We start from the raw sequence: 24,553 nt of genomic DNA on the forward strand, positions 1-24,553 counted from the left end.
TTAGTAATATATGTTATTATTTCTCTCCCTTTGAAAACATTTTAAACCATAGTCCTACGGGAACTACGCGGATATTTGTTAATATTTGGAATATCAAAAAAACTTTTAAAGAATACGCGTATCAAGAAACTGAAGAGTAAAAGTCGTCCCTTTCTCGATTTCGGAAGCGACCATAATATTTCCTCCATGACGGTTCATGATTTGACGACATACACTAAGTCCAATCCCTGAGCCTTTCGGTTTAGTGGTGAAAAATGGGACAAATACTTTATCCAATGCTTCGGGTACAATCCCGCTACCATTGTCCGATACGGTTATCACCGGTATCCCATCTTGTCTGAAAGCCTCTACACGCACTTCGGGACGGATACTGTCGCCACAGGCTTCTACCGCATTCTTCAATAGATTAATCAGTACCTGTTCAATCATCCCCCGGTCTGCATATAATCTTAATTCGGACGGCCTGATAGAATAAACAACATTGACTCCATCCATTGGAACCAGCTTCTGCAAATCGTCAAATAAGGCCGAAACAGGAAATATCCGCATGGCCGGCGTTGGGATACGGGTCAACTTCCGGTAGTTTTCGATAAAGTCGAGCAACCCTTTGCTCCGACGGTGAATCGTTTGTATGGCTTGCAACATGATTGCGTAGTCACGCTCGTTCATTCCGTTTAATTCGGCACGCTCCGTCACCGTTTCCGACAGGGAAATAATAGGGGCTATCGAGTTCATAATCTCATGCGTCAATACGCGGATCAGTTTCTGCCAGGCTTCTGTCTCAGCCTCCGCCACCACCGAATTATAAAGCCGGGAACGAAAAGCATTCAGGGCCTCATTCATCGAACGGGTCAACTCGGCTTCCGCCCCTCCGGAAGTAGGAACCGGAAAAGACAGATTCAGGTCTCCGTAATGAATATTCGCAATCAGATGTTCCATCCGGCGAATCGTTTTACGTTGGTCCAGATACAATGAGAAAGCCAATACGATCAGGATAGCGCTCATCATTACCGAAGTAAAATAGAGGCTTTTCAGTATCAGGAACGCAATTGTCAGCGACAATATAACGATCAGGACGATCTTTATCAGGATGGTATACCGTTTCATAGGCCCAACTTATCCAATTTCCGATAAAGGGCAAAACGGGTAATACCCAGTAACTCGGCGGCACGGGTCACATTCCCGTCGGCACGCCGCAAAGCACGTTCAATCGCTTCTTTCTCCAGAATGCTGAGGTTGAGTTCTTCCAGTTCCGCTTTCTTTTTGGTAACGGAAGGCTGGAGCATAAAATTCTCCGGTTTCAGCATCAATCCGTCGGAAAGGATCACTGCCCGCTCGATGGCATGTTGCAACTCCCTGACATTCCCCGGCCAGTTATAGTTTTGCAGTTTGCTCCGGGCTTCGCGGGATAAACCTTTTATCTCTTTCTTATATTTACGGGCATAGCGTATCAGGAAATAATCCGCCAGCAACTGGATATCATTCCCACGCTCCCGAAGAGGAGGAATATGCAGTTCGATGGTGTTGATACGGTAAAGCAAGTCCTGGCGGAAAGTCCCCTCCTCCACCATTGCACGAATATTCATATTGGTAGCGGAGATCAGGCGGACATCTATCGAAACCGGACGGGTAGCCCCCAGCCGGGTGATCTGCTGCTTCTCTATCGCAGTAAGCAGTTTGGCCTGCATCGGCATACTCAGGTTCCCTATCTCGTCCAGAAACAAAGTCCCGCCGGTTGCCACCTCCATACGCCCCGGCTTATCACGACGAGCATCCGTAAAGGCCCCCTTTTCATAACCGAACAGTTCACTTTCAAAAAGCGATTCGGGAATACTTCCCAGGTCGATACCCACAAAGACCTGTCCATTACGCGGCGAATGATGATACAGGGCACGGGCAACAAGATCCTTACCTGTTCCGTTCTCCCCCAGGATCAGGATATTGGCATCCGTATGACGTAACTTCTCGATCGTTGCAAAGATTTCCTGCATGGCATTACTCTCACCGATAATCTCGAAACCTTCCTCATCCGAACTCTCCAGAGCCGCTACCTGGCGTTTCAGCGACCGCACTTCCGTACGGCTTTCACGAAGTTTCAAGGCGGCAGATAAGGTGGCCAGCAACTTCTCTTTCTCCCAGGGTTTAGGGATAAAATCCGTCGCACCGGCTTTGATGGCACGCACGGCTTTTTCCGTATCGGCATAAGCTGTTATAAAAAGGACAACGGCATCCGGATCCGCCTTCTTTATCTTCTCCAACCAGAAAAAACCTTCCTGTCCGCTAATGGCATCCCTCCGGAAATTCATATCCAGCAGGATCACATCCGGCACATAACTTTCCATAAAATGCTCGATACGCTCCGGCTGTGTGGTCACACGGATTTGCTCTACATAAGGTTCCAACAGCAGATTCAGTGCAAAAAGCACATCTTCATTATCGTCGATGATCAGTATTTTCCCTTGTTTCATATCGTATGCGTATATTAAATATGTGGGGGTAAAGATAAGCATTAAAACAATAAACAGGGCGTGCGAATACGAACGTTTTTTGTGCGCTGACGCACTGACCACAAAAACGAACACACTACTTACTATCTAATATTCAAGACATTAAAAACATGGCATACTATTTGTTTTTAATAATATATGAAACATACGAGAAGTCACATATTATCGATAATCCTTGCTGCACTGGCCGCTTTCCCGGCTTACTCGCAGGATACGTTACGCCTCACCTTATCTGAGACCGTACGCATGGCCCAGGAACAATCTCCACAGGCCATCGCTGCCCGACATTCTTTCAGGGCGGCTTACTGGAACTGGCGTTCCTATCGTGCAAACATGCTACCCAGTCTGACTTTCACCTCCAGTCCTTCACTGAACCGGTCGATCAGTTCGGTGACCTTGCCCGACGGAGGCGAAAGTTTCGTACACCGCAACCAGTTGATGGTGGATGCCGGACTCACGATCAATCAGAATATACCATTCACCGGAGGAAGCCTTTTCGTGAAAACAGCCTTGCAAAGACTCGATTTGTTTTCGGAAAAGACAAGTTCGTATAACACCACTCCCATCGTGCTCGGCTACGAACAAAACTTGTTCGGATACAACCAGTTCAAATGGGATCGGAAAATCGAACCTCTCCGTTATACCGAATCAAAAAAGAACCTGACAGAAACACTCGAACTGGTCGCCGCACAGGCAACCCAACAGTTTTTCCAATTGGCCACCGCACAGACCAACTGGGAAATCGCACAATATAATTACGCAAATGCCGATACCCTCTATCAATATGCCCAGGGACGGTATAATATCGGGACGATCACTGAAAATGAAATGCTACAACTGGAACTGAACCTCCTGACCGAACAGACTAATATGATGAACGCGCGTATTGAAGTAGACGACTGTATTCAATCATTGCGTAGCTACCTGGGTATCACCAATGCTTCAGAACTGATCGCCAGTTTAAACGAAGAAATCCCCCGTTTCAATGTGGAAGTAAAGCAAGCGCTCGAGCTGGCTTACGAGAATAATCCGGAACCGGAATACCTCCAGCGCCGCCGGTTGGAAAGCGAAAGTGCCGTAGCACAGGCGAAAGCATCCCGCGGCTTCAAAGCCGACCTCTATATGCAATTCGGCTTGACGCAGACAAACGAAAAACTGAAAGAGGCTTACCGGGACCCTTTGGATCAACAATTAGTCAGCCTTGGCATACGCATCCCGATCCTGGACTGGGGTGTCGGTAAAGGGAAGGTAAAAGTTGCCCTCAGCAACCGCGACAAAGTATATACCGAGGTGGAGCAGTCACGCAACGACTTCGAACTGAATGTCATCAAAATGGTCAAACAGTTCAACCTGCAGGCTGATAAAGTGATGATCGCACAGAAAACCGACCAGACTGCCCAACGCAGGAACGATGTTGCCCAAAAACTGTACCTGCTGGGTAAATCGACTATCCTCGACCTCAATGCCTCCATCAGCGAAAAGGACCGGGCACGAAGAGAATATATAACAGCCTTATATAATTATTGGAGCCTGTACTACGGTCTGCGCAGCATGACCGGCTACGACTTCGAACGGAACCGTGAACTGACATTCGATTATGAACAATTAATGAAATAAATAATGGACAGACCTATTGAAAAGAAACCCGTATATTACCGTTACCGCTGGCATATCGCCGGATGTATCGCTTTTGTCATCCTTCTGGTGTATGTATCGATCGTTGCATCAGGCGGACGCAAACTGCGCACCGAAGCGGACAACCTCATCATCGGCGAAGCACAAGCCGATAAATTCATGGAATATGTGGATGTGGAAGGTGTGGTTCAACCCATCCTCACCATCAAAATAAACGCACGTGAAGCCGGTAGCGTCGAACGTATCGTAGCTGAAGAAGGAACGATGATGGAGAAGGGCGACACCATCCTTACCCTGACCAATCCGGACCTGATACGTACCATCGACGACCAGCGAGACGAGTGGGAAAAACAATTGATCTCCTTCCAGGAAAAAGAGATCGAAATGGAACAGAAAAGCCTGGACCTGCAAAAACAAACATTACAGACAACCTATGAACTCAACCGCCTGAAAAAGAGCTTCGCCCTCGATGAAGAGGAGTTCCGCATGGGTGTAAAGAGCAAGGCGCAACTGGAAGTACAGCGGGATGAATTCGAATATAAAACGCAAAGCACCGCCCTGCAACTGGAAGGTCTGCGCCACGACAGCGCTGCCACCATCCTCCGCCGTGAGTTGATGAAGAATGACCTGGAACGTGAACGGAAGAAATACGACCGCGCCCAGGAACGCATGGAGAACCTGATCGTCCGCGCCCCATTGGCAGGACAACTCAGTTTTGTCAAGGTAACTCCGGGCCAGCAGGTGCAAAGCACCGAAGCCATCGCCGAGATCAAGGTACTCGACCAGTTCAAGATACATACGTCACTCAGCGAATATTATATCGACCGTATCACAACCGGCCTTCCCGCCACCATCACCTGGCAGGGAAAGAAATATCCGCTACGCATCACCAAGGTCGTACCGGAAGTAAAAGATCGTAACTTCGATGTGGATCTTGTCTTTACCGAAGAATCACCCGAGAATGTCCGCATCGGAAAGAGCTTCCGCGTACAGGTCGAACTGGGACAACCCGAAGAGGCACTGGTCATCCCGCGCGGCGACTTCTTCCAGACGACCGGCGGCCAATGGATCTATAAGCTGAACGAGACCGGGACAAAAGCCCGCAAAGTAAACATCAGCATCGGCCGACAGAACCCACAGCAGTATGAGATCACCGGCGGATTACAAGCAGGCGATAAGGTTATTGTCACCGGATACAGTACTTTTGGCGACGCGGAAGAGTTGATTTTGAAATAAAAAAGACAGAAGAAGAACTACCATGAAAATATTACTACTTGCTATCCGGTCCCTTTCACGTTTCCGGCTCTATACAGTCATCAACATATTAGGGCTGGCAATGAGCCTGACATGTGTCATGATCATATCACGGCACGTGTACAGGGAATTGACAGTAGACCATTTCAATAAAAACCTGGATCGTATATGTCTGGTCACACAGCATTTCGAACAAGAAATAATGCCTCGTTTTTATTACAATTTCAATCCCGGAACAGGCATAGGAGACGCTCGGTTGGTAAATAATCCGTCTGTCGAGAAAGTGGCCCCGTTCTCTTCTTTTACAGAAGACTATATAACAGTCGATGATAAAAAATACAATGCACGTATCCTGGTTGCCGATACTGCCTTTTTGCAGATTCTGGATTATCCGGTAGTATCCGACAATAAACAAATTCCGCTGCAAGACCCGCAAGGAGCTGTTATTACGCGAAACTTTGCCCGTAAACTGTTCGGCACAGACAAAGATATAGTAGGAAAAAGCATACAGCATTCCAACGGTAAAACAATTACGATCACCACGGTTCTCGACGAACCTGTCGATAAAAGTTCTATCCAGTTTGACCTGCTCGTTTCCTTGCAACTGCAAGAAAGATGGGGACGCGCTTTCAACGCTCTCGTATTACTGGCTCCCGGTACTGATATCGATAAACTGAATAAGGAATTTATCAGTAGCAGGGAAGAAGGAAATAAGGAAACACCCAACCAACTGCTTCCCCTCAGCAAATCGTACTTCGACAAGACCGTCAATATGTTTGATGATACTTACCTGCGAGGAAACTATAACAATGTCCTGGTGCTCTCCGGCGTCGCTTTTTTAATTTTACTTATCGGCATCTTCAATTTTATCAATATCTACACTGTCCTGATGCTGAAACGGGCACGCGAACTGGGGATGAAAAAAGTATTTGGAGCAAGAGCCTTCCAAATGCTGGTTCAACTCGTCGGTGAAAACATTGTAATGATAGGCTGTGCCCTCTTTATTGCCTGGATATTAATCGAGATAAGCGGAGGAGCTATCGAATCGACCCTGGGTATCTCGCAGGTAAATAACCTGACATTCGATCTTTTGCTTTCAATAGGTATCCTGTTACTCTTACCGGCCATAACCTCCGTGTATCCTTTTATCAAATATAATTACACACCGCCCATAACCTCACTTCGCTCTGTAAATACCAGCGGTAATTCAGTGGTTTCACGTGCTGTCTTCATCGTTTTTCAGTATATTATCACCTGCTGCCTGATCATTGTTTCTCTGTTTTTTATGAAACAGCTTCATTTTATGCTGAATGCAGACTTGGGATATAAAACCAAAGATATTATAAAAGCTCAGTTCATCAAGCACCCCAGCAACGTATGGAGCATGCCGGATGAAGACCGGACCAAATACTTCAATAACATTAACCGGCTGGATGGTGAGATAAAGCAGAAAATGAATGCCAGTCCCCTTTTCCTTCAATGGGTATATGGAGACAGCCCTCACACGATACAGGAAAGCGGTATCCGCCTGAAAACTACGGAAGGGGAATATAAAGAGGTTTGCTCAGCCTACATGTCCGCAGAAAATATACAGATGTACGGTTTGCAGTTAAAAGAAGGACGGTTCTGGAACGACTCCATTGATAATACATATGGTTACCAGTTCATCATTAACGAGACGGCACAAAAACTGTTTGGCATAACCAATATAGAAACAGCATTATTACAGCCGGATAGCCGTTTATGGTTTACCAGCCGGGATGACAGGAAAACAAATCCTCCCTACCATATTATCGGAGTAGTAAAGGATTTCAAGTTCACACACTTGTCCAAGCCCAACGCCCCGCTGGTCATTTCCAACTCCGGAAGTTACAACAGCCAAAAGCTAATGGCCTCGATTGTCCCTGGGAAGAAACAGGAAGCGATCGCCTTTCTGAAGAAACTCCACAACGATACCGTTGGCGGCGAATTCGAATATTCATTTGTCGAAGACGAAGTCAGTGCTCTTTACAAAGATGATAAAAAGGCGGCTTACATCTATTCCTTATTTACAATCATAGCCATTCTGATCTCTTCACTGGGGTTATTCAGTCTGTCTCTCTTCGATGTTCAGCAGCGATACCGTGAAATTGCCATACGCAAGGTGAACGGAGCAACCACCCGTACAGTTATGCAAATGATGCTACGCAAATATTTCAAACTATTGGGATTAGCTTTCATCATTTCTCTTCCGGTTTCATTATTGGCTATTTTCAAATACCTGGAAAACTTTGCCAACAAAGCCCCTATATCCTGGTGGATATTCGCCGTCGCCCTGCTCATAACTGCCGGAATATCGCTGGCAACCTTGATCTGGCAGATACGGAAAGCAGCACGGACCAATCCGGCGGAGGCGATAAAAGCAGAATAAGACAATCTGTTTGCGATGCCTAAACACACCTGTTTGCCCATCACAAACAAAGGTGTTTAGGCATCGCAAACAAGCTTGTTTAGGGATCGTAAACAATAAAAGCAATGTATATGAAAATCATCCTACTAGCCATACGCTCACTGATGCGTTTCCGTTTATACACCGTTATTAATGTCCTTGGCTTGGCGCTAAGCCTGGCCTGTGTGATCATTATCAGCCGGTATGTCTATAGTGAGGCGACAACAGACCATTTCAATACCCATCATGAGCGGATATATCTGAGTGTACGTCAGTGGGAAAGCGGTGAACGGATACCTCTTTTATTTACAACAGATAATGTGGTCCTGAAAAAGAACTATATCAATCCGCTGGATATACCGGAAATAGAGAAAAGAACCTCCTTTGTCTCCCTCAGTAATGTCGAAATACAGGTAGATGAGAACAAATTCAAAGCACATGTATTGGCTACAGACACCGCTTTCCTTCAGATACTGGATTTTCCGCTGGTAGAAGGGAACCGTACACAACTGTTGGCCGACCCTAAAGGAGCCGTTATCACAAACCGATTCGCCCGGAAACTGTTCGGTAAAGAAAATCCGATCGGTAAGAACGTCGACTATAACGGAAATATACTGACTATCCAGGGAATTATCGGAGAAACGGAGACACCCAGTTCTTTGACCTTCGACCTGTTGATATCTAAAGAACTGCAATGGCGTTGGCCGCCGGTTAATTACTTTAGTGTTGCTTTAGCCTATCCCGGTATCGATGCGGATCGCATTAACGAAAAACTCAAAGCAGAAAACCATAAAGCCGCCCAAAAAACGTTCTCTTTCCGGGTCATCCCGCTGGATAAACTATACATGGACAAAGCTGTCGACAAAGGAGTAAATACATTCCGCCAAGGAAACCCGGACAGCCTGAAAATCCTTTCCTTCGTTGCGATCTTGCTTTTATTGATCGGACTGTTCAACTTTATCCATATCAATTCGGTCGTTATCATTAAACGAGGCCGGGAACTGGGAATGAAAAAGGTATTCGGGGCAAGACCCGCACAATTATTCATCCAGCTATACGCAGAGAATCTGGTACTGACAACTATCTCCCTTTTTCTCAGTTGGATGATTATCGAAATCACCCTACCTATACAAGAAAACCAGTTAGGTATCACTGCCACCGTCGGCTCTTCTTTCAATATGATATTAACCGTTATTCTTTTGCTGGGACTTCCACTGATTATTACGTTATATCCATTTTTCAACTATAGCTTCCGGCAAACCATCCGTTCACTTCAGGGAGTCCCCCCCGGAAAAAACAAGATGGCTACCCGTTCGTTGTTTCTGGTCGTGCAATACGTTATCACCTGTTGCCTGATCATATCATCCATCTTCTTTATGAAGCAACTGCACTTCATGTTGCATGCAGACCTGGGATACCGGACTAAAGACATTATAAAAGCCTGGTTTATACGTCCTTCTTCAAAGATGTTCTATGGTGAAGAAGAACAGAAACAGACTGAAAGCGTTTCCTCCGCCATACAGGAAACACTCAAAGCATCCCCTCTGTTCCAGTCGTTCTCTTATGGAGAAAGTCCGTATGAATTACCAACTGATAACTACGATAAGGTCAGTATGCGCATCCCCGGAGGAGAATGGCAGGAGGTGCTTCATGTCAAACTATATAAAAGTTTCTTTGATTTATACCAAATACCAGTTTTCGCAGACGGCTTTCCGAAGAGCGAAAAAGAAATCCTGATGAATGAAACGGCTAAAAAATTATTCAGTAAAGGAGGAATCCCTCCTACGGAACTGGAAAAAGATTCGTATGATGGCATCAGTTCGCTTCTGGTAAAAGGTTTTACTCCCGAATTTCAGGTAGTGCATCTCTCCCAGCGTAATCTTCCCGTCATCATGACTTTCAAAGATGTGCAGAATGAACTATACTATCCTGGGAAACTCATGGCATCCATTGTCCCCGGACGCCGACCGGAAGCGATCAAACTTCTGAAAGAACTCCATGACAAGACTATCGGAGGAGAATTTGAATACACTTTTGTAGAAGACGAGATCAGTGCCATGTACGAAAAGGACCGGTTGGTTGCCCGGATCTATTCCGTTTTTACCCTCGTCTCCATCTTGATCTCTTCGATGGGATTATTCAGCCTTTCCCTTTTCGACATTCAACAGCGTTACAAAGAGATAGCGATCCGCAAAGTGAACGGGGCAACGACAGGAGCCATCATGAATTTGTTATTGCGGAAATATTACAAGCTACTCGGTTTCTCTTTCCTGATAGCCACTCCTCTTTCCTGGCTGGCAATCACGAGATATCTGGAAAACTTTGCCAATAAAGCTCCGTTATCCTGGTGGATTTTCGCTATTGCTTTCCTGATCACCGCAGGTATTTCCCTGCTCACCCTGATCTGGCAAATCCGAAAAGCGGCACGGACAAACCCGGCAAAAGCTATCAAGACGGAATAAATCAGGGAGACAAACAAGCACACCTATATAATTCGGGTAAAAAGCGTTCACCATTCACCTTTCTGTCGTATATAACTAATATAATGACAATTACAATACAATATCCAGGTGAACGGTTTAGCAAAAGGGTGAATGGTTACTACAAACCCTTCACCCTGAACTACTACCAATTATCATATAACCCATTAACCCGCCAACAATAGTGTATTAACACAAAAGAAATAACCCAATAGCTTAACGACCACGCCCGGTAAGCTTTTCGACCACCGTCGTTAAGCTTAACCACCTACGTCGGCAAGCTTAACGATGGCAGTCAAAAAACGACCGGATAGTATGTTTTCCATTAGTTATATATTACTTTCCGATTAGTTCCCTATTACATGAATGATAGTAGGATATAAAGGTATAGTTCAGAATTTATCAGATGTGAGCTATTAGTTTATAGCTCAATTATTTCTAATATGACCGCGAAAGCCTATTTCCAATTAACAAATAAAACCTCGGTAGGAAGCTAGGTGAAGGGTTCGGATAAACCATTCACCTTTCAGGCAAACCATTCACCCGATTTACAACAACACAAATAACAAATAAACAACAACTTACACCAATCAGGGTGAAGGGTGAACGATTATTTCCTAAAATGTTATAGAAAACAGTGCCTCGACCTGGAACTTGCCATAATCGATCGGTTGTATCAACCGCACACCAGTTGTCAGCGGGAAGCTCATCCGGAAGACATTCCAGTCGAAGATCAGGTCGGTACCGAATGAACTTTGTGTTGTCCAGTCACGCCCTTTGGCAGCCTGGTTACGGTTCAGGTCGTAGAATAGGTTGGCACGCAGGCGGCGGATATAAGCTAGTTGCCCGAGACTGAGATCCGGTGAAAAGACAGAAAAAGCATAATCAGCCTTAAAGGCAATCTGCTGACGGGTCTGATACATGAAATTATATCCGCGAGGCTTATCTATCAAATGTTTGGGTAAATACAGGGTTTTATTGTCCACACTCTGGTATTGGTATCCCATACGCAACATCAATCCGTGATTACGCAGGATACCCGGCCAATAAGTCGTCAGGCGTCCGGCATACAGGCTTCCGTAGTTTTCCTTATTGAAAGGAGACTGGAGATACTGCAACCGCAACTGATATCCCCAGCGGGGCAGGATATCACGCTGGGCTTTCCGGCGGTAACTGTAAAACAATACTTCCGGCAGGATATACTGGAAATTGCTGTATGTACGGCTTTCATATTGCTGATACCTGTCGTTGGTAAAATAATAGGCAACCGCCGGTTGTATTCCCCGGATATAATGGTTGCGGGTAAGATTGAAAGGGAGGTAGACACGCGCCTCGGCCTCCAGCAAGGTACGTCTTACGGTTGCCGCCTGTGCCACTTCCTTATCCTTGTCGTTGATCACCCAGGTTACATCGAATGCTTTACCGCCATAATCGGCAGCGATATCGATGACCGGAAACCAACCTTTATAGGTAAATGATAATTTGCCATGATGTTCACCCTTATTGTAATACCATCCAGCTTGCATGATAGCCGTGTTCAACGTGTTTTGCGAAAGGACCATAACGCCCGGTTTCACGATCGTACTCAGATCGTCAGCCCCCGTATTCATCGCTTCCGCCACATCATAATAGAAGGGGGCCCAACTATGTAACTTAAACGTATGCGCTCCTTTGCGGTAAGGACGCGGATTAAACTCGATAGGAGTCAGTTTGGCTGAATCCAGATTGAACTGCTCCTGTTCAACCAGCGAAGTAACCAGCGGAGAATGATAAGGATCGCCCAAGTCCGCCTTTTCCGCTTCCAGGCTATCCACCGCCAAAGAACCGATACGATACCCGTCTGCCTGGTAATCCGAATAAAGCAGTTTGTCTTTACCGGGAGTAAAAGCCGGATCGAAAGCCCCGAAACGGGCAGATGTCAACCGGTAAGTGGCCGTATCCGACGGATTCAGATAATAGATATTATTGGTTCCGTTGGCTCCCGATTCAAAAAACAGTTTGCCGTTGCTCCAAAGCGGGGCGGTAATATTTACGGAAGTGGTTGCCAGCATTTCACTCCATGCACCGGTCTGCGTATCCAGTTGCAGCAGACTTATACCGGTAGCGGTTACGGCTACGGCAGTAATCGTTCCATTATCATCGTAGGTTAACTCTTTGATGAAGGCATTATCCGGAACAGTAAAATAACGCTGTTCCTTTCCCGTTGCCAGGTCGACCAGCACCAACTGGTTTTCACCGCTTACCGTAAAACGGGAAACGGCTGCCGTCCGGTTGTCCTTGTCGATAGCCGGAGCCAGATAACGCCCACGGGGAGTAAGTATCGTCACCTTTCCCGTTTCTAAATCATATTGTTTTATAACGGAATAATTTTCATGTGTCCAACGCAGGCCCGGGACAATTTCTGTCCAGTACACCTTGTTGCCGGCCAGGTTCAAACGGCTGTTGATCGTTCCGAGATAACACAATCGCTTTTCCTTTCCGTTTGTTACCGAAACCAGCGAATTGATATCCTGCAAACCTGATTTAATGGCAATAACCGTCGAGTCGTTCACCGCCTGCGGATAACGGTAAGAAGTATATTTTCCGGGTTTCGGCGAAAGATAATCAGGAATAACGGCAGCAGTGTCCATCTTCCTCCATTCTTTACGCAAAAAGTCGAACGTCTCATTATACAGTCCGTCAATACTTATCCCGGCATTATGTTTAAAGGCATTGCTGAACATCGGGATCGCAAAGAAACGGTTCACATACCGGGTGGTCGTCTTATCCCATATATCCGCCCCGAAACGGTGGCGGGCAAAAGAAGTCAGGTTATAACCCAATGCATAATAATCGCCCGTATAATCTTTATAAGAACCCAGGTACCATTTATCGAATGAGTAATTCTTTCCTTCTCCCAGCATCTGGGCACGGTAAGGCATACTGAATTCCGGCAACCGCCCTCTCCCGCCGTTCGACATGGAAGTCTCTGTTCCGACAGCATCCCCTTCCAGAAACCAGCTCGGCATGAAAAAGGCAGCAACACCCGCCGCCTGCTCACCGATTATATAGTATAAAGGTTTGAACCAGCCACGCATCACCTTGCTGGTCTGGAGGACATGCCGCGACTCGTGCAGCACCAGATGTTTGTCCCAACTCACCCCATCGAGTTTGGAGGAAGGTGTCGTGATCAGTTCCATACGGCGAGGCGCCCACGATACCAATCCGTTGGACGACATATTAGCCGGATGGAGAATCACCGGAAATTTCTTCTGCATCCCTGTCCCGATCGTCTTCTGCAAATGCGGATAAGCATTTTCCAGATAGAGGGCGTAGTTATAAGCCATCGAATCGTTACCCTGCGGATACACCAGGTTATAATGGGGCAACTTGACAATGTTCCATTTGAACCGTGCCGGATCGGAGCCGTAATCCAGAAACTGAGCCTGCATATGAAGGCTGGCAAACAAACAAAAAGCCACTAAAAAGATATATCGTGATACGGGTATCTGCATACTTATAGAGTTATAAACCACAAAACTATAAAATATAACCAATCCGCTTTACATTTTCTACGGCAAAGTAGATGGAAGGATACGTTAATTATTCCGTACCATTCGCACAACACCGTGCGCAAACGAACGTAATTCGTGCGGATACACACACAGTCCCCAACGCCCCACATCCGATAACAGCATAGTTACTAAGAAGTTACCCGTTTGGCACATCTTTTGTATTTTTCAATATACAATTACAATTGAAACCATGTTAAAACATTACCTACTGATTGCTATACGCAACCTATTAAAATACAAAACGCAATCGATCGTCAGCATTATCGGCCTGGCGATGGGATTTACCTGTTTTGCACTGGCAACATTATGGATACGATATGAAATGACTTACGACAACTTCCGTGAAGGAGCCGAACGTATCTTCCTTGTCAGGAACGAAGACAAAAACAGCAAAGACGGTTTATCGACAGTCACCCCCTCCCCGCTGGCGGCTTACCTGCAAGAGACATTTCCAGAGATAGAACAGGCCGGCAATACACGGGGTGGCGATTTTGAATTCAAATATGAGGGAATTACCCATCCATCCTGTATAATAGATATGGACTCCGCCCTGATGAAAACATTTCCGGTCCGGTTGATAAGCGGAAACACCAATTTCCTGTTACCTGATAATAAAGAAATAGCCATCACCGAAGAACTTGCCGAAAAACTATTCGGTAAAGAGAATCCGATCGGAAAAGAATTGATGATCTATAATGAGAAAAGACCGGTCTGTGCAGTCGTCCAATCATGGGGAACACATACCAATATCCCCTTTGATATAATAGAAGCCAATCATCAATATGCATATTGGGGCGCTCTCAACTGGTCTACTTATATCAAAGTCAGGGAAGGGACAGACATCAAGGCTTTCAGCAAAAAACTATATGAACATACGATTGAACAAGATCATACGCTACTGGAACATTTAGTATTGACACCGATCACCCGGCTGCGTTACGATCATCCGATAGAGGAAGCGACCGTTAAATTCAATCATATCCTGCTGTTTGCATTATCGGGCGGCCTGGTTATCCTCTGTTCGCTGTTCAACTATCTGACATTGTTCGTCAGCCGGATACGAATGCGCGGAAAAGAGATTGCCTTACGTAAAGTGTGCGGCTCCTCAGACCGGCATCTGATGGGTTTATTCTCCATAGAGTATCTACTGACCTTGCTAGCCGCCATTTTCATCGGCATGTTGCTGATCGAACTGATACTACCGACTTTCCGGGAATTATCCGAAATCCATACGGCCACCAACGGAATCTACCTGGAAGCTATCCTTTATTCGCTTTTTGTGGCAGTACTGTCATTCTTTATCTCTTTATTCCCGATCCAATATTTCCGCCGCCAGTCGTTGAACGCTGCAATCAAGGGGACGGAGAAAGGGAACGGAAAGAATTATTTCCAGAAGTTCTTCCTGGTATTCCAGTTTATCATCAGTATCGGATTTATCTTCTGTACGGTCGTAATGATTAAACAGATACATTTCCTTTCACATTCCGACCGTGTCGTGGAACGGGCCGGAAGGGCATCTTTCGTATTCAGTACCAAATCGTCCGAAGCCAGTCTGCGGGAGGAACTGAAACAAATACCTATGATTACAACTATTCTCCCGGGCAATCATAATGCATTCATACCTTTCACAGGAAAACAATATATGACAACGAAGGAATGGGATGAAAAACCGGCATCAACAAATGAAATACGCCTGGAACTTATCCCCAGTGGCGAACAAATATGCAATTACTATAACCTGAAACTTCTGAGTGGTAAAATGCTAAAGGACGACGATCAAAAGGACAAAGTGATGATCAACGAAGCAGCAGTCCGGGAGTTCGGATGGCGGGACCCGATCGGTAAATATTTCCAAAAGTTCGATTCAACCCGTTTACAGGTTATCGGTGTTATACGCGACTTCTGTAAAGAATCGCCTACCATACCGGTGAAACCGATTATGTTCACCGTTCAGGAATACTATTATTCGATCAGTTCCAGCGGAGTGCTGCTTTTCAAATTCCATGAAGGACAATGGCCGGAATGCAAACGACGGATCGACGCGTTGATCAAAGAAAAGCACCCGGAATTTACCTTCTACAGTTTAGACAGCGCCGAAGAAGAGTATAACAAATTCCTCCAATCGGAAAATGCCCTGATCAAGTTGCTCGACTTCGTTACGGTAGTCTGCATCCTCATCTCTGTGTTCGGTATTTTCTCCCTGGTAACCCTCAACTGCGAACAACGCCGTAGGGAAATAGCCGTCCGCAAAGTAAACGGTGCTACTGCCCGAATGATTATACGCATGTTCTTTAAGGAGTATATGTTGTTGCTTTGCCTGGCAGCATGTATCGCCTTGCCAGTCGGTTACCTCATCATGAAGCCCTGGCTGGAGAATTATGTGATACAAACAGAGATAAGCGCCTGGATTTATCCGGTTCTTTTGATCTGTCTCATATTTATTATTACCTTGTGCATAAGTTGGCGCATATGGAAAGCCGCAGGCAGGAATCCGGCAGAAGTGATTAAATCCGAATAAATTCAACGATTATATTATGAGCATGTTACAACATTATATCAAACTCGCATTCCGTAATCTGATAAAGTACAAATCGCAATCCGTTATCAGCATCATCGGCCTGGCTATCGGTTTTACCTGTTTTGCCCTGTCTACCTTGTGGATACGATACGAACTGACTTACGACACTTTTCATAAAGGGGCCGACCGGATTTATCTGGTACGCGTTGAATCATATATGTCCAGCAGCGGCATATCGGAAATTACGCCTTATCCGTTAGCCGGTTTCCTGAAAGCGACATTTCCGGAAGTGGAAGATGCCTGCAATATGCAAGCCTGGGGGATGGCATTCAAATATAAAGGAAAAGAATATACTTCATTTAAGATCGGAGTCGATTCTGCGACAGTAAACATGTTCGATTTTCAGCTAATCAGCGGTAGTCGGGATTTTATGCTTCAGAATAATAATAAACTGGCTATCACCGACCGGTTTGCCAAACAATTGTTCGGCGCAGAAGATCCTATCGGAAAAGAAATCGATATCTATGGAGATAAGGTCATTTGTGCAGTCGTTAAGCCCTGGGATACGCATAGTAATCTGCCGTTCGATTTTCTTGAATCAAACAGTTTCGGAAAAGAATGGAATGCCTCTGCCTGGCAAACATTTATCAGACTGCGGGAAGGTGCCGATATTCAGGCATTCAGAAAAAAACTCGATGAATATAAGACGAAACCCGGCCAAACATTTTCTGTCGATAAGATCGTACTGACACCTATTACCTCCATGCGCTATGACCGTCCCAATCGGGTTGTAACAGTCAAATACGAACATATCCTCCTGTTTGCCTCGGCAGGCGGATTGGTCATATTATGTGCCTTATTCAATTATCTGACTCTATTTATTACACGGATCCGGATGCGTAGCCGCGAAATTGCCTTACGGAAAGTTTGCGGATCGTCTGATAAAAACCAGATGGTTTTATTTGGAGTCGAATATTCGATCACCTTATTGCTTGCTTTATTCACCGGTTTAATCCTGATAGAATTAGCATTGCCGACATTCAGGGAGTTATCAGAAATAAAACTGGATAATATGGATATCTACCTGGCTGCCATTAAATATACCGCAATCGTAGCCTCCCTTTCTTTCTTATTATCCTTATACCCAATCTATTATTTCAGGCAAAAGACACTGAATGCCATGCTAAAAGGTTCAACCGGAAGCAAAAGCAAAAATATATTCCAGAAAGTCAGCATGATAGCACAATTCGTGATCAGTATCTGTTTTATCTTCTGCGCGGTAATCCTGATGAAACAAATCCACCATCTGAACCAGGCCGACTTTGGATTCGAACGGACAAACCGGGCCTGCATTAATACATATCCGTCCATCGACGGATTAAGAGAAGAAATGGCGAAAGTCCCATTTATAACCGAAATATTTCCCGATAGCATATCAGCCATCTTCCCTCGCTATGCCCGTTCTTATAGTACAATAGACAGATGGGATGGACGCCAGGATTCCACTGCTTCCGTCAGCTTGGAGATGTTCGACTGTAACCAGGCATACTTCAAATTTTATGAATTCCAACTTCTTGAAGGAGAGATCCCTGCCGATGGGAACAGCGATCATATATTAATCAACCAGGCCGGAATCAAAGAGTTGAATATGGATCACCCGATCGGGAAAACAATCGGAGGCGACAATCCCTGGATAATCTCCGGTGTCATTAAAGACTTCTATATTGCACCTCCGACAGTACCATGCAAGCCTGGCTTTATGGTATTCAAGAAAAAAGCCGAATTTAACGACAGTTCCATCCTGTTCAAATATCAGGAAGGGACCTGGACTAACTGCAAACAACGGCTGGACGCATTAGTGAGAAAACTAAATCCGGACGTCAGAAGTTGCCGGATCAACAATATGGAAGAAGAATACGGTAAATTCCTGAAATCGGAAAACGCTTTGCTGATGATGCTGGATTTCGTGACGCTGGTCTGTGTATTGATCTCCCTGTTCGGAGTCTTCTCACTCGTCACCCTCGACTGTGAGAAACGCCGCAAAGAGATTGCCATCCGGAAAGTGAACGGCGCAGTAACACCTCATATCATGCAGTCTTTCCTGTTGAAATACATGCTTTTATTATTGGTCGCCTCTGCCATTGCCTTCCCGACCGGTTACCTCATCATGAAACCGTGGGTGGAAAGTTATGTACTTCAAACCCGGATAGACTTCTGGATTTATCCGGTAATATGGCTGGTATTAGCAGCACTCATCACTTTATGTACAGGTTGGAGAATATGGAGAGCAGCCAATCAGAATCCGGCGGAAGTTATTAAATCGGAATAAAATAGGTATGTTAAAACATTATCTCAAAATAGCAATACGCAATTTGCTGAAATACCGGTCACAATCGTTTATCAGTATCCTCGGTCTGGCAATCGGGTTTACCTGTTTTGCCTTAGGGACTCTATGGATTCATTATGAAATGACTTATGACTCATTTCACAAAGATGCCGACCGGATTTATCTGGTGCGGCAAAAAAGTATTCTTGACGAATCCGGAATGAGCAATACTCCTAGACCTTTAGCTGCATATTTAAAACAAACATGCCCTGAAATAGAGATTGCCTGCGCTACGACTTCATGGACAAACGACATTGCATTAAACGGTACACCTTATGAAACAAGGATACTAAAAGCAGATTCTACTGTTATGCATTTCTTCGATATAAAGATCATATCAGGCAATACTAATTTTCTCATTCCTTATAATGAAGAACTGGCTATCACAGAAGCATTAGCTAAGAAACTTTTTGGTAATGAAAATCCTATAGGGAAAGAAATAGAGTTCGGTGCCGATAAAGAAAAAAGGAAGATTTGTGCTATTGTAAAGGGTTGGTCAGAACACAGTAATATTCCATTCGGACTCGTTTGTAGTGATAGCGATAAAAAGCAATGGACCTACTTCTCACATGAGACATACATCAAATTATATCCCAAAACCGACTTTTATAAGTTTTCGGAAAAAATGGGCAAAATGGAGATAAAGCAAGATGACATAAAATTAGCACCACTGGTAGTAACACCTCTGACTTCTTTACACTATGATCATCCGCAAACTAAAACAGAAATAAAATTCAATCACATCCTCTTGTTTTCATTAGCCGGTGGACTGGTTATTCTTTGCTCCTTATTCAATTTCCTGACATTGTTTGTTTCCCGAATACACATGAGAAACAGGGAACTCGCTTTACGACAAATATGCGGAGCCTCTTTTAAAGGATTACTGGCACTCTTATCTACCGAATTTTTCACATTGTTTTTTATTGCACTTCTGGTTGGAATGGTACTAATCGAACTTGTGTATCCGTCTTTCAAGGAACTCTCGGAGATTCATTCCAATAAAACACTCGTATTTACAGAAGCATTAGTTTATATTGGAGTTATCATACTCTGTTCCTATACATTAATATTAATTGTTCTTAGCTATTTCCGCCATAAAACATTACAATCTTCCATCAAAGGGGCTACCAAGGGACAGGGGAATAATATGTTTCGCAAAGTGTGTATTATCTTCCAACTGATCATTAGCATCGGAATCATTTTCTGCTCCATCATCATGGTTAAACAACTCCACTATTTAAGAAATACAGATATTGGTATCGAAAGAAAAAATATCGCTTCCATCTCCATTTATCCTTATTCAGAAAAATATAAACAGACACTGACTCAAATGCCCGAAGTAACGGATATACTGACAGAACATGGTAGCCTATTACCTTACCGAAGCCGGATTTCTTATCATATTGAAGATTGGAGCGATAAAAAGGAAAATGATCAGCCAATCAGTCTGGAAGTCGTTTGCGGCACGAAATCGCTTGCCCAATTTTATAACCTCACCTTACTTAAAGGCGAGATGATCCACGATTCCGATCTGTCCGGTCAGGTACTGATCAATGAAGCAGCAGCAAAAGCATTCGGATGGAACGATCCCATAGGAAAAAGTATTATTCAACCTAAAGACGTATATCAAGTAAAAGGACTGATCAAAGATACTTATAATGCATCTCCTACGACACCAGTCAATCCGACATTATATTTGTCTCCGGAGAAATACAAACAACTATTTTATAATTCTCCCCAAGATATTATTTTCAAATACAAAGAAGGAAGTTGGACAACAATAAAAAAGCATTTGGAAAGCGTTAAGAAAGAGATGAAAGGAACATATACATATATCTACAATGCGACAGAAGAGTACGACAAGTACCTTAAATCGGAAGATGCGCTATTAAAGATGCTTCATTTCACCTCTGCTGTTTGCATTATTATCTCAATATTTGGTGTCTTTTCCTTCGTTACCTTGACTTGTGAACAGCGTAAAAAAGAAATAGCCATACGGAAAGTAAACGGAGCGACAACCAAAAGCATTCTGAAAAAATTCTTCAATGAATATCTTTTCCTTGTCGCAATAAGTACAGCCATAGCATTCCCTGTCGGCTATCTCGCAATGAGATACTGGCTGGAGAGTTACGTAAAACAAACAGAAATAAATATATGGATCTACCCTCTATTATTTATTGTAATCGAACTTATTATCATAGCTAGCGTCGGCTGGAAAATCTGGAAAGCAGCCAATCAAAATCCGGCGGTAGTCGTTAAATCAGAATAAATAAAAATGAAAATCATCCTGTTAGCCATACGAACCCTCCTCCGATTCCGGCTTTATACGGTAATCAACATACTGGGTCTGGCACTCAGCCTGGCCTGCTGTATATTGATATTCCGGTATGTCTACAGTGAAATGACCACCGACCATTTTATTCCGGAAGTAGACAGGGTTTGCTATACAGTGATGGAGGATGAAGTAACCCACCAGAAAAGACTCTACGGTCTGTTACCTGAATATGGATATACCCCAAGCCCATTGGAAGATCCGGCTGTAGAAATTGTATCTACACTATTCCAGAGTGACAAAGATCAGATTACAGTCGATAACAAACTGTACAATGTTGCCTCTTTAGCCGCAGACACGAATTATCTGAAAATAGTACCGATCCCCATACTAAAAACGTCCCGGAATAAACTATTAGAGAATCCACAAGACGCAATAATCTCGGAAGACCTATCCCGATTAGTATTCGGGAAGGAAGATCCGATCGGCCAACAAATCACTACCTCGATGGGAAAGATTGTAACTGTCGTTGCCGTTATGGGTAAACCGGACACCCGATTTTCCATGCCTTTCGACCTGCTGATATCGAATGAATCGGCCAACTACAGAAAATATTCAATGCCCCATTCCCTTGTCAAATTACATAAGGGGCATTCTGCTGCCTCCGTCAACAAGGAATACGAAGCATTCCGTAAAATGTCCAATTTCACCAACCGCCTGCGCATCTGCTTTTACCCTCTACAGAAGCTATATTTCGATCAACAGGTAGTCACATACCTGGATAAACGGTTGGTAGGGAATTATACACACGTACTTATCCTGATAGCAATTGCCGTATTGATCATGCTGGTAGGATTATTCAATTTTATCAATGTCTACACAGTGTTGATCCAGAAACGGGCACGTGAATTCGGTATGAAAAAAGTATTCGGAGCAAATACCCGGCAAATGGCCGTTCAATTGTATACTGAAAACTTATGTATGACTCTCGTAGCTTTATTTCTGGCATGGGTATTCATAGAAACAGGGACGTTGCTGGTCAATACTTTTCTAATGATCCGGATTCCTTCGCATTTCTTATTTGACGCCAGCCTTTCTGTAGGGATTCTATTCCTGTTGCCTTTTATCACAGCCCTATATCCCTTCTTCCAATATAATTATTCTTCTCCAGTCACTTCTTTGAAAAAGATCGGGAGAGGCGGAGAATCTACCATATCGAGAAAAGTATTCCTTTGTTTACAATATATTATCACACTGGCTTTAACCATCGTATCTATCTATTCTATCCATCAGTTAAACTTTATGCTGAATACCGATCTTGGATATGAAACAGATAATATTATCAAAATCTCACCTATAGAAGGGCCACGGGGAAGCGATATGAGCATGTGGAATAAATACAATCTGATTGTTCGACAACTGGACAGAAACCTGAAAAATACTCCCTCGCTAATCAAGCTGCACAGCTATTCTCCCGGCCCGATCAGTCGTTTAGGGCAAAATTGCTGGGCACATATTCCGGGAAAAGAATGGACAAGTATAGGAACCCAGGTAAGCAATCAAAATTCCTTCCGTATTCTGGGGATAGAGGCGATTGAAGGACGGCTATGGAATGACTCTATCGATAATGATATGGATCTTTCGATTGTTATCAATGAATCGGCAAAAAGAGAACTGGGTATTACAGATATCGATGAAACACCAGTCATTCTGGACCGCCTGCTTGTTTACAGTCCGCAAACGAAAGAACAACCGGCTCCCAGGTATCAAGTTATCGGAGTTATTAAAGATATGTGTACACAACATTTGTCTAAAGGCTACGAACCGATGATTTTCTTTTATTATAAAGAAGGTTTTTCATCCGGTCTATTAGTCAGTATCGTTCCGGATAAAAAACAGGAAGCAATCGACTTTCTTCGAAAAATATACAACGAGTCATGTGGAAATGAACTCCCTTATACATTTTTGAAAGATGAAGTGTTGTCTATTTACAAGGAGGATAAGCAATTGGTCAGTGTCGCCTCCCTTTTCGCGATTATAGCCATATTGATTTCTGCTATGGGCTTGTTCAGTTTATCCCTATTCGATATACAACAACGGTTTCATGAGATATCGATTCGGAAAATAAACGGAGCAACGACCAAAGCCATATGGCAAATGTTATTTATCAAATACAGTCAATTATATGGAATAGCCTGTCTGGTGGGTTTGCCTTTATCCTGGCTGGCCATCACTTTATATATGGTCGATTTTGCCTACAAAGCCCATATTGCCTGGTGGATTTTTGCCATCGCGATCCTTTTGACCGGAGGTATTTCATTCCTCACTCTGATCTGGCAAATACGAAAGGCAGCTCGTACAAACCCGGTAGAAATCATACGTTCCGAATAATAAATACATGACAAATATGAAACAGTTACTATGTCTACTCACCAGTCTCTCCGTATTCTTTGCCTGTTCCACCCCTAACAGCAAAGACAGTGTAAAAACGTATAAAGCGACTACGGATATTACAGGCGAACTATCCGGCGAAGTTATTTTCGCCGGACAAGGGATACATAACTATTACGATGTAGCGATTACCAACGATTACTACGCGTTTATGGACTATTATAGCGACACGCTTCTGCAAATAAGAAGTAAAAAAGATTTATCGCTTCACGGAATAGGAGAAAGAGAAAAAGATACTTTTATAATCGCCTATCCGTCTTTTACTAAATATGATTATATCAACAAGAATAATAAAAACAAGGTATCTGTCTGGGACAACGATTCACGCAAATTGAAACGTATGGATCTGGATCAAACATCTCCGGCTCTTTCTGCGGAATCGGAGTCTATGTCCGATTATGGCCTGAAAGATGGTTGTACGAACTGTTGTATCACTTCCAAGGAATTATATGCCGTTCAGTTCAATCCTCACAAACCACAGGTATTCTTTTCGTCCAATAAAACAAACGGACAATATGCTGTTCCGGGTTATCCTCAGATCACGGTTCCGATACCGGCAACAGTCCTTCAAAAGGGGTATGCCAGCGACCTGACACTCAACGAGGAAAAAGGAGTGATCGTCGCTGCCCTGCGATTTATCGACTGTGTCAACTTCTACGATATGAATTGTGATATGACTGCATCGGTTTCTTTTGCTGATTATTATACCATACCGGTCCCCGATATTTCCAATAAATACTTGGACGCAGAGCAGAGCAAGAAATGTTTCATCGATATTTGCAGTTCAGAACAATATGTATTCTGTCTGTTCGACGGATCGACAAACTTTACCGGTAATTCTGTGATTTATGTATTCGACTGGGAAGGCAAACAGCTAGCCGTATTACAGGCAGACCGCAATTTACGGAAAATAGCCACAGAGAAATCCAGCGAGTATTTATTAGCTTTGTCTCCCAACGGGCAAGGAGGCAGAGATGTTATTAAATACAGCTTAAAGAACAAAATCTGACTCTGCATCCGGCCGAAGTCATTAAAATCGAATAAAGAAATAAATAACTGATAAACATT

Annotated in this window: 12 protein-coding genes; 9 read left to right on the forward strand and 3 right to left on the reverse strand. The window is 44.1% G+C overall.

Annotation, left to right across the window (positions count from 1 at the left end):
• Window positions 1-105 precede the first annotated feature (105 nt).
• Window positions 106-1,107 (reverse strand): sensor histidine kinase, encoded by a 1,002-nt coding sequence (locus HMPREF1535_RS05345; RefSeq protein WP_046145507.1) that lies wholly within the window; start codon window positions 1,105-1,107, stop codon window positions 106-108.
• A complete protein-coding gene (locus HMPREF1535_RS05350; protein ID WP_007655351.1) occupies window positions 1,104-2,468 on the reverse strand; it encodes a sigma-54-dependent transcriptional regulator in 1,365 nt (454 codons plus the stop codon). Before HMPREF1535_RS05350 ends, HMPREF1535_RS05345 begins: the two co-directional genes overlap by 4 nt.
• A 177-nt stretch (window positions 2,469-2,645) precedes the next feature.
• Between HMPREF1535_RS05350 and HMPREF1535_RS05355 the strand changes: the two genes are divergently transcribed.
• The 4 genes from HMPREF1535_RS05355 (at window position 2,646) to HMPREF1535_RS05370 (ending at window position 10,286) form a co-directional block, all read left to right on the forward strand.
• Entirely contained in the window at window positions 2,646-4,124 is a 1,479-nt protein-coding gene (locus HMPREF1535_RS05355) for a TolC family protein (protein ID WP_046145508.1), read from the forward strand.
• 3 nt (window positions 4,125-4,127) lie between these two features.
• Window positions 4,128-5,378 carry an efflux RND transporter periplasmic adaptor subunit gene (locus HMPREF1535_RS05360; RefSeq protein WP_010801685.1) on the forward strand — a complete coding sequence of 417 codons (1,251 nt, stop codon included), beginning with the start codon at window positions 4,128-4,130 and terminating at the stop codon, window positions 5,376-5,378.
• 22 nt (window positions 5,379-5,400) lie between these two features.
• Window positions 5,401-7,806 (forward strand): ABC transporter permease, encoded by a 2,406-nt coding sequence (locus HMPREF1535_RS05365; RefSeq protein WP_046145509.1) that lies wholly within the window; start codon window positions 5,401-5,403, stop codon window positions 7,804-7,806.
• Window positions 7,807-7,916: 110 nt separating this feature from the next.
• Window positions 7,917-10,286, forward strand: a complete 2,370-nt coding sequence (locus tag HMPREF1535_RS05370; protein WP_046146418.1) for an ABC transporter permease — start codon at window positions 7,917-7,919, stop codon at window positions 10,284-10,286.
• Between the two features lie 635 nt (window positions 10,287-10,921).
• Here the strand turns inward: HMPREF1535_RS05370 and HMPREF1535_RS05375 are convergent.
• Complete coding sequence (locus tag HMPREF1535_RS05375) at window positions 10,922-13,798, reverse strand: TolB family protein (protein WP_046145510.1); 2,877 nt, start codon at window positions 13,796-13,798, stop codon at window positions 10,922-10,924.
• A 250-nt stretch (window positions 13,799-14,048) separates the two neighbouring features.
• Between HMPREF1535_RS05375 and HMPREF1535_RS05380 the strand changes: the two genes are divergently transcribed.
• Genes HMPREF1535_RS05380 through HMPREF1535_RS05400 form a run of 5 tightly spaced genes read left to right on the forward strand, consistent with a single transcriptional unit; the run spans window position 14,049 to window position 24,494 of the window.
• Entirely contained in the window at window positions 14,049-16,376 is a 2,328-nt protein-coding gene (locus HMPREF1535_RS05380; RefSeq protein WP_046145511.1) for an ABC transporter permease, read from the forward strand.
• A 16-nt stretch (window positions 16,377-16,392) separates the two neighbouring features.
• Window positions 16,393-18,705 carry an ABC transporter permease gene (locus tag HMPREF1535_RS05385; RefSeq protein WP_082207498.1) on the forward strand — a complete coding sequence of 771 codons (2,313 nt, stop codon included), beginning with the start codon at window positions 16,393-16,395 and terminating at the stop codon, window positions 18,703-18,705.
• 7 nt (window positions 18,706-18,712) lie between these two features.
• The gene (locus HMPREF1535_RS05390) at window positions 18,713-21,031 is read left to right on the forward strand and encodes an ABC transporter permease (protein WP_046145512.1); all 2,319 of its coding nucleotides are present in this window, start codon (window positions 18,713-18,715) and stop codon (window positions 21,029-21,031) included.
• Window positions 21,032-21,037: 6 nt separating this feature from the next.
• Window positions 21,038-23,425, forward strand: a complete 2,388-nt coding sequence (locus HMPREF1535_RS05395) for an ABC transporter permease (RefSeq protein ID WP_046145513.1) — start codon at window positions 21,038-21,040, stop codon at window positions 23,423-23,425.
• Between the two features lie 16 nt (window positions 23,426-23,441).
• Window positions 23,442-24,494, forward strand: a complete 1,053-nt coding sequence (locus tag HMPREF1535_RS05400) for a BF3164 family lipoprotein (protein WP_046146420.1) — start codon at window positions 23,442-23,444, stop codon at window positions 24,492-24,494.
• The last annotated feature ends 59 nt before the right edge of the window (window positions 24,495-24,553 follow it).

Origin of the sequence: Parabacteroides goldsteinii DSM 19448 = WAL 12034 (genome assembly GCF_000969835.1) — a bacterium.
Taxonomy (GTDB): Bacteria; Bacteroidota; Bacteroidia; order Bacteroidales; family Tannerellaceae; genus Parabacteroides; species Parabacteroides goldsteinii.

What these genes read in the sequence shown, in the direction of transcription:
- HMPREF1535_RS05345 (WP_046145507.1), bottom strand. Translation starts at nt 1,107, where the DNA reads ATGAAACGGTATACCATCCTGATAAAGATCGTCCTGATCGTTATATTG.
- HMPREF1535_RS05350 (WP_007655351.1), bottom strand. Translation starts at nt 2,468, where the DNA reads ATGAAACAAGGGAAAATACTGATCATCGACGATAATGAAGATGTGCTT.
- HMPREF1535_RS05355 (WP_046145508.1), top strand. Translation starts at nt 2,646, where the DNA reads ATGAAACATACGAGAAGTCACATATTATCGATAATCCTTGCTGCACTG.
- HMPREF1535_RS05360 (WP_010801685.1), top strand. Translation starts at nt 4,128, where the DNA reads ATGGACAGACCTATTGAAAAGAAACCCGTATATTACCGTTACCGCTGG.
- HMPREF1535_RS05365 (WP_046145509.1), top strand. Translation starts at nt 5,401, where the DNA reads ATGAAAATATTACTACTTGCTATCCGGTCCCTTTCACGTTTCCGGCTC.
- HMPREF1535_RS05370 (WP_046146418.1), top strand. Translation starts at nt 7,917, where the DNA reads ATGAAAATCATCCTACTAGCCATACGCTCACTGATGCGTTTCCGTTTA.
- HMPREF1535_RS05375 (WP_046145510.1), bottom strand. Translation starts at nt 13,798, where the DNA reads ATGCAGATACCCGTATCACGATATATCTTTTTAGTGGCTTTTTGTTTG.
- HMPREF1535_RS05380 (WP_046145511.1), top strand. Translation starts at nt 14,049, where the DNA reads ATGTTAAAACATTACCTACTGATTGCTATACGCAACCTATTAAAATAC.
- HMPREF1535_RS05385 (WP_082207498.1), top strand. Translation starts at nt 16,393, where the DNA reads ATGAGCATGTTACAACATTATATCAAACTCGCATTCCGTAATCTGATA.
- HMPREF1535_RS05390 (WP_046145512.1), top strand. Translation starts at nt 18,713, where the DNA reads ATGTTAAAACATTATCTCAAAATAGCAATACGCAATTTGCTGAAATAC.
- HMPREF1535_RS05395 (WP_046145513.1), top strand. Translation starts at nt 21,038, where the DNA reads ATGAAAATCATCCTGTTAGCCATACGAACCCTCCTCCGATTCCGGCTT.
- HMPREF1535_RS05400 (WP_046146420.1), top strand. Translation starts at nt 23,442, where the DNA reads ATGAAACAGTTACTATGTCTACTCACCAGTCTCTCCGTATTCTTTGCC.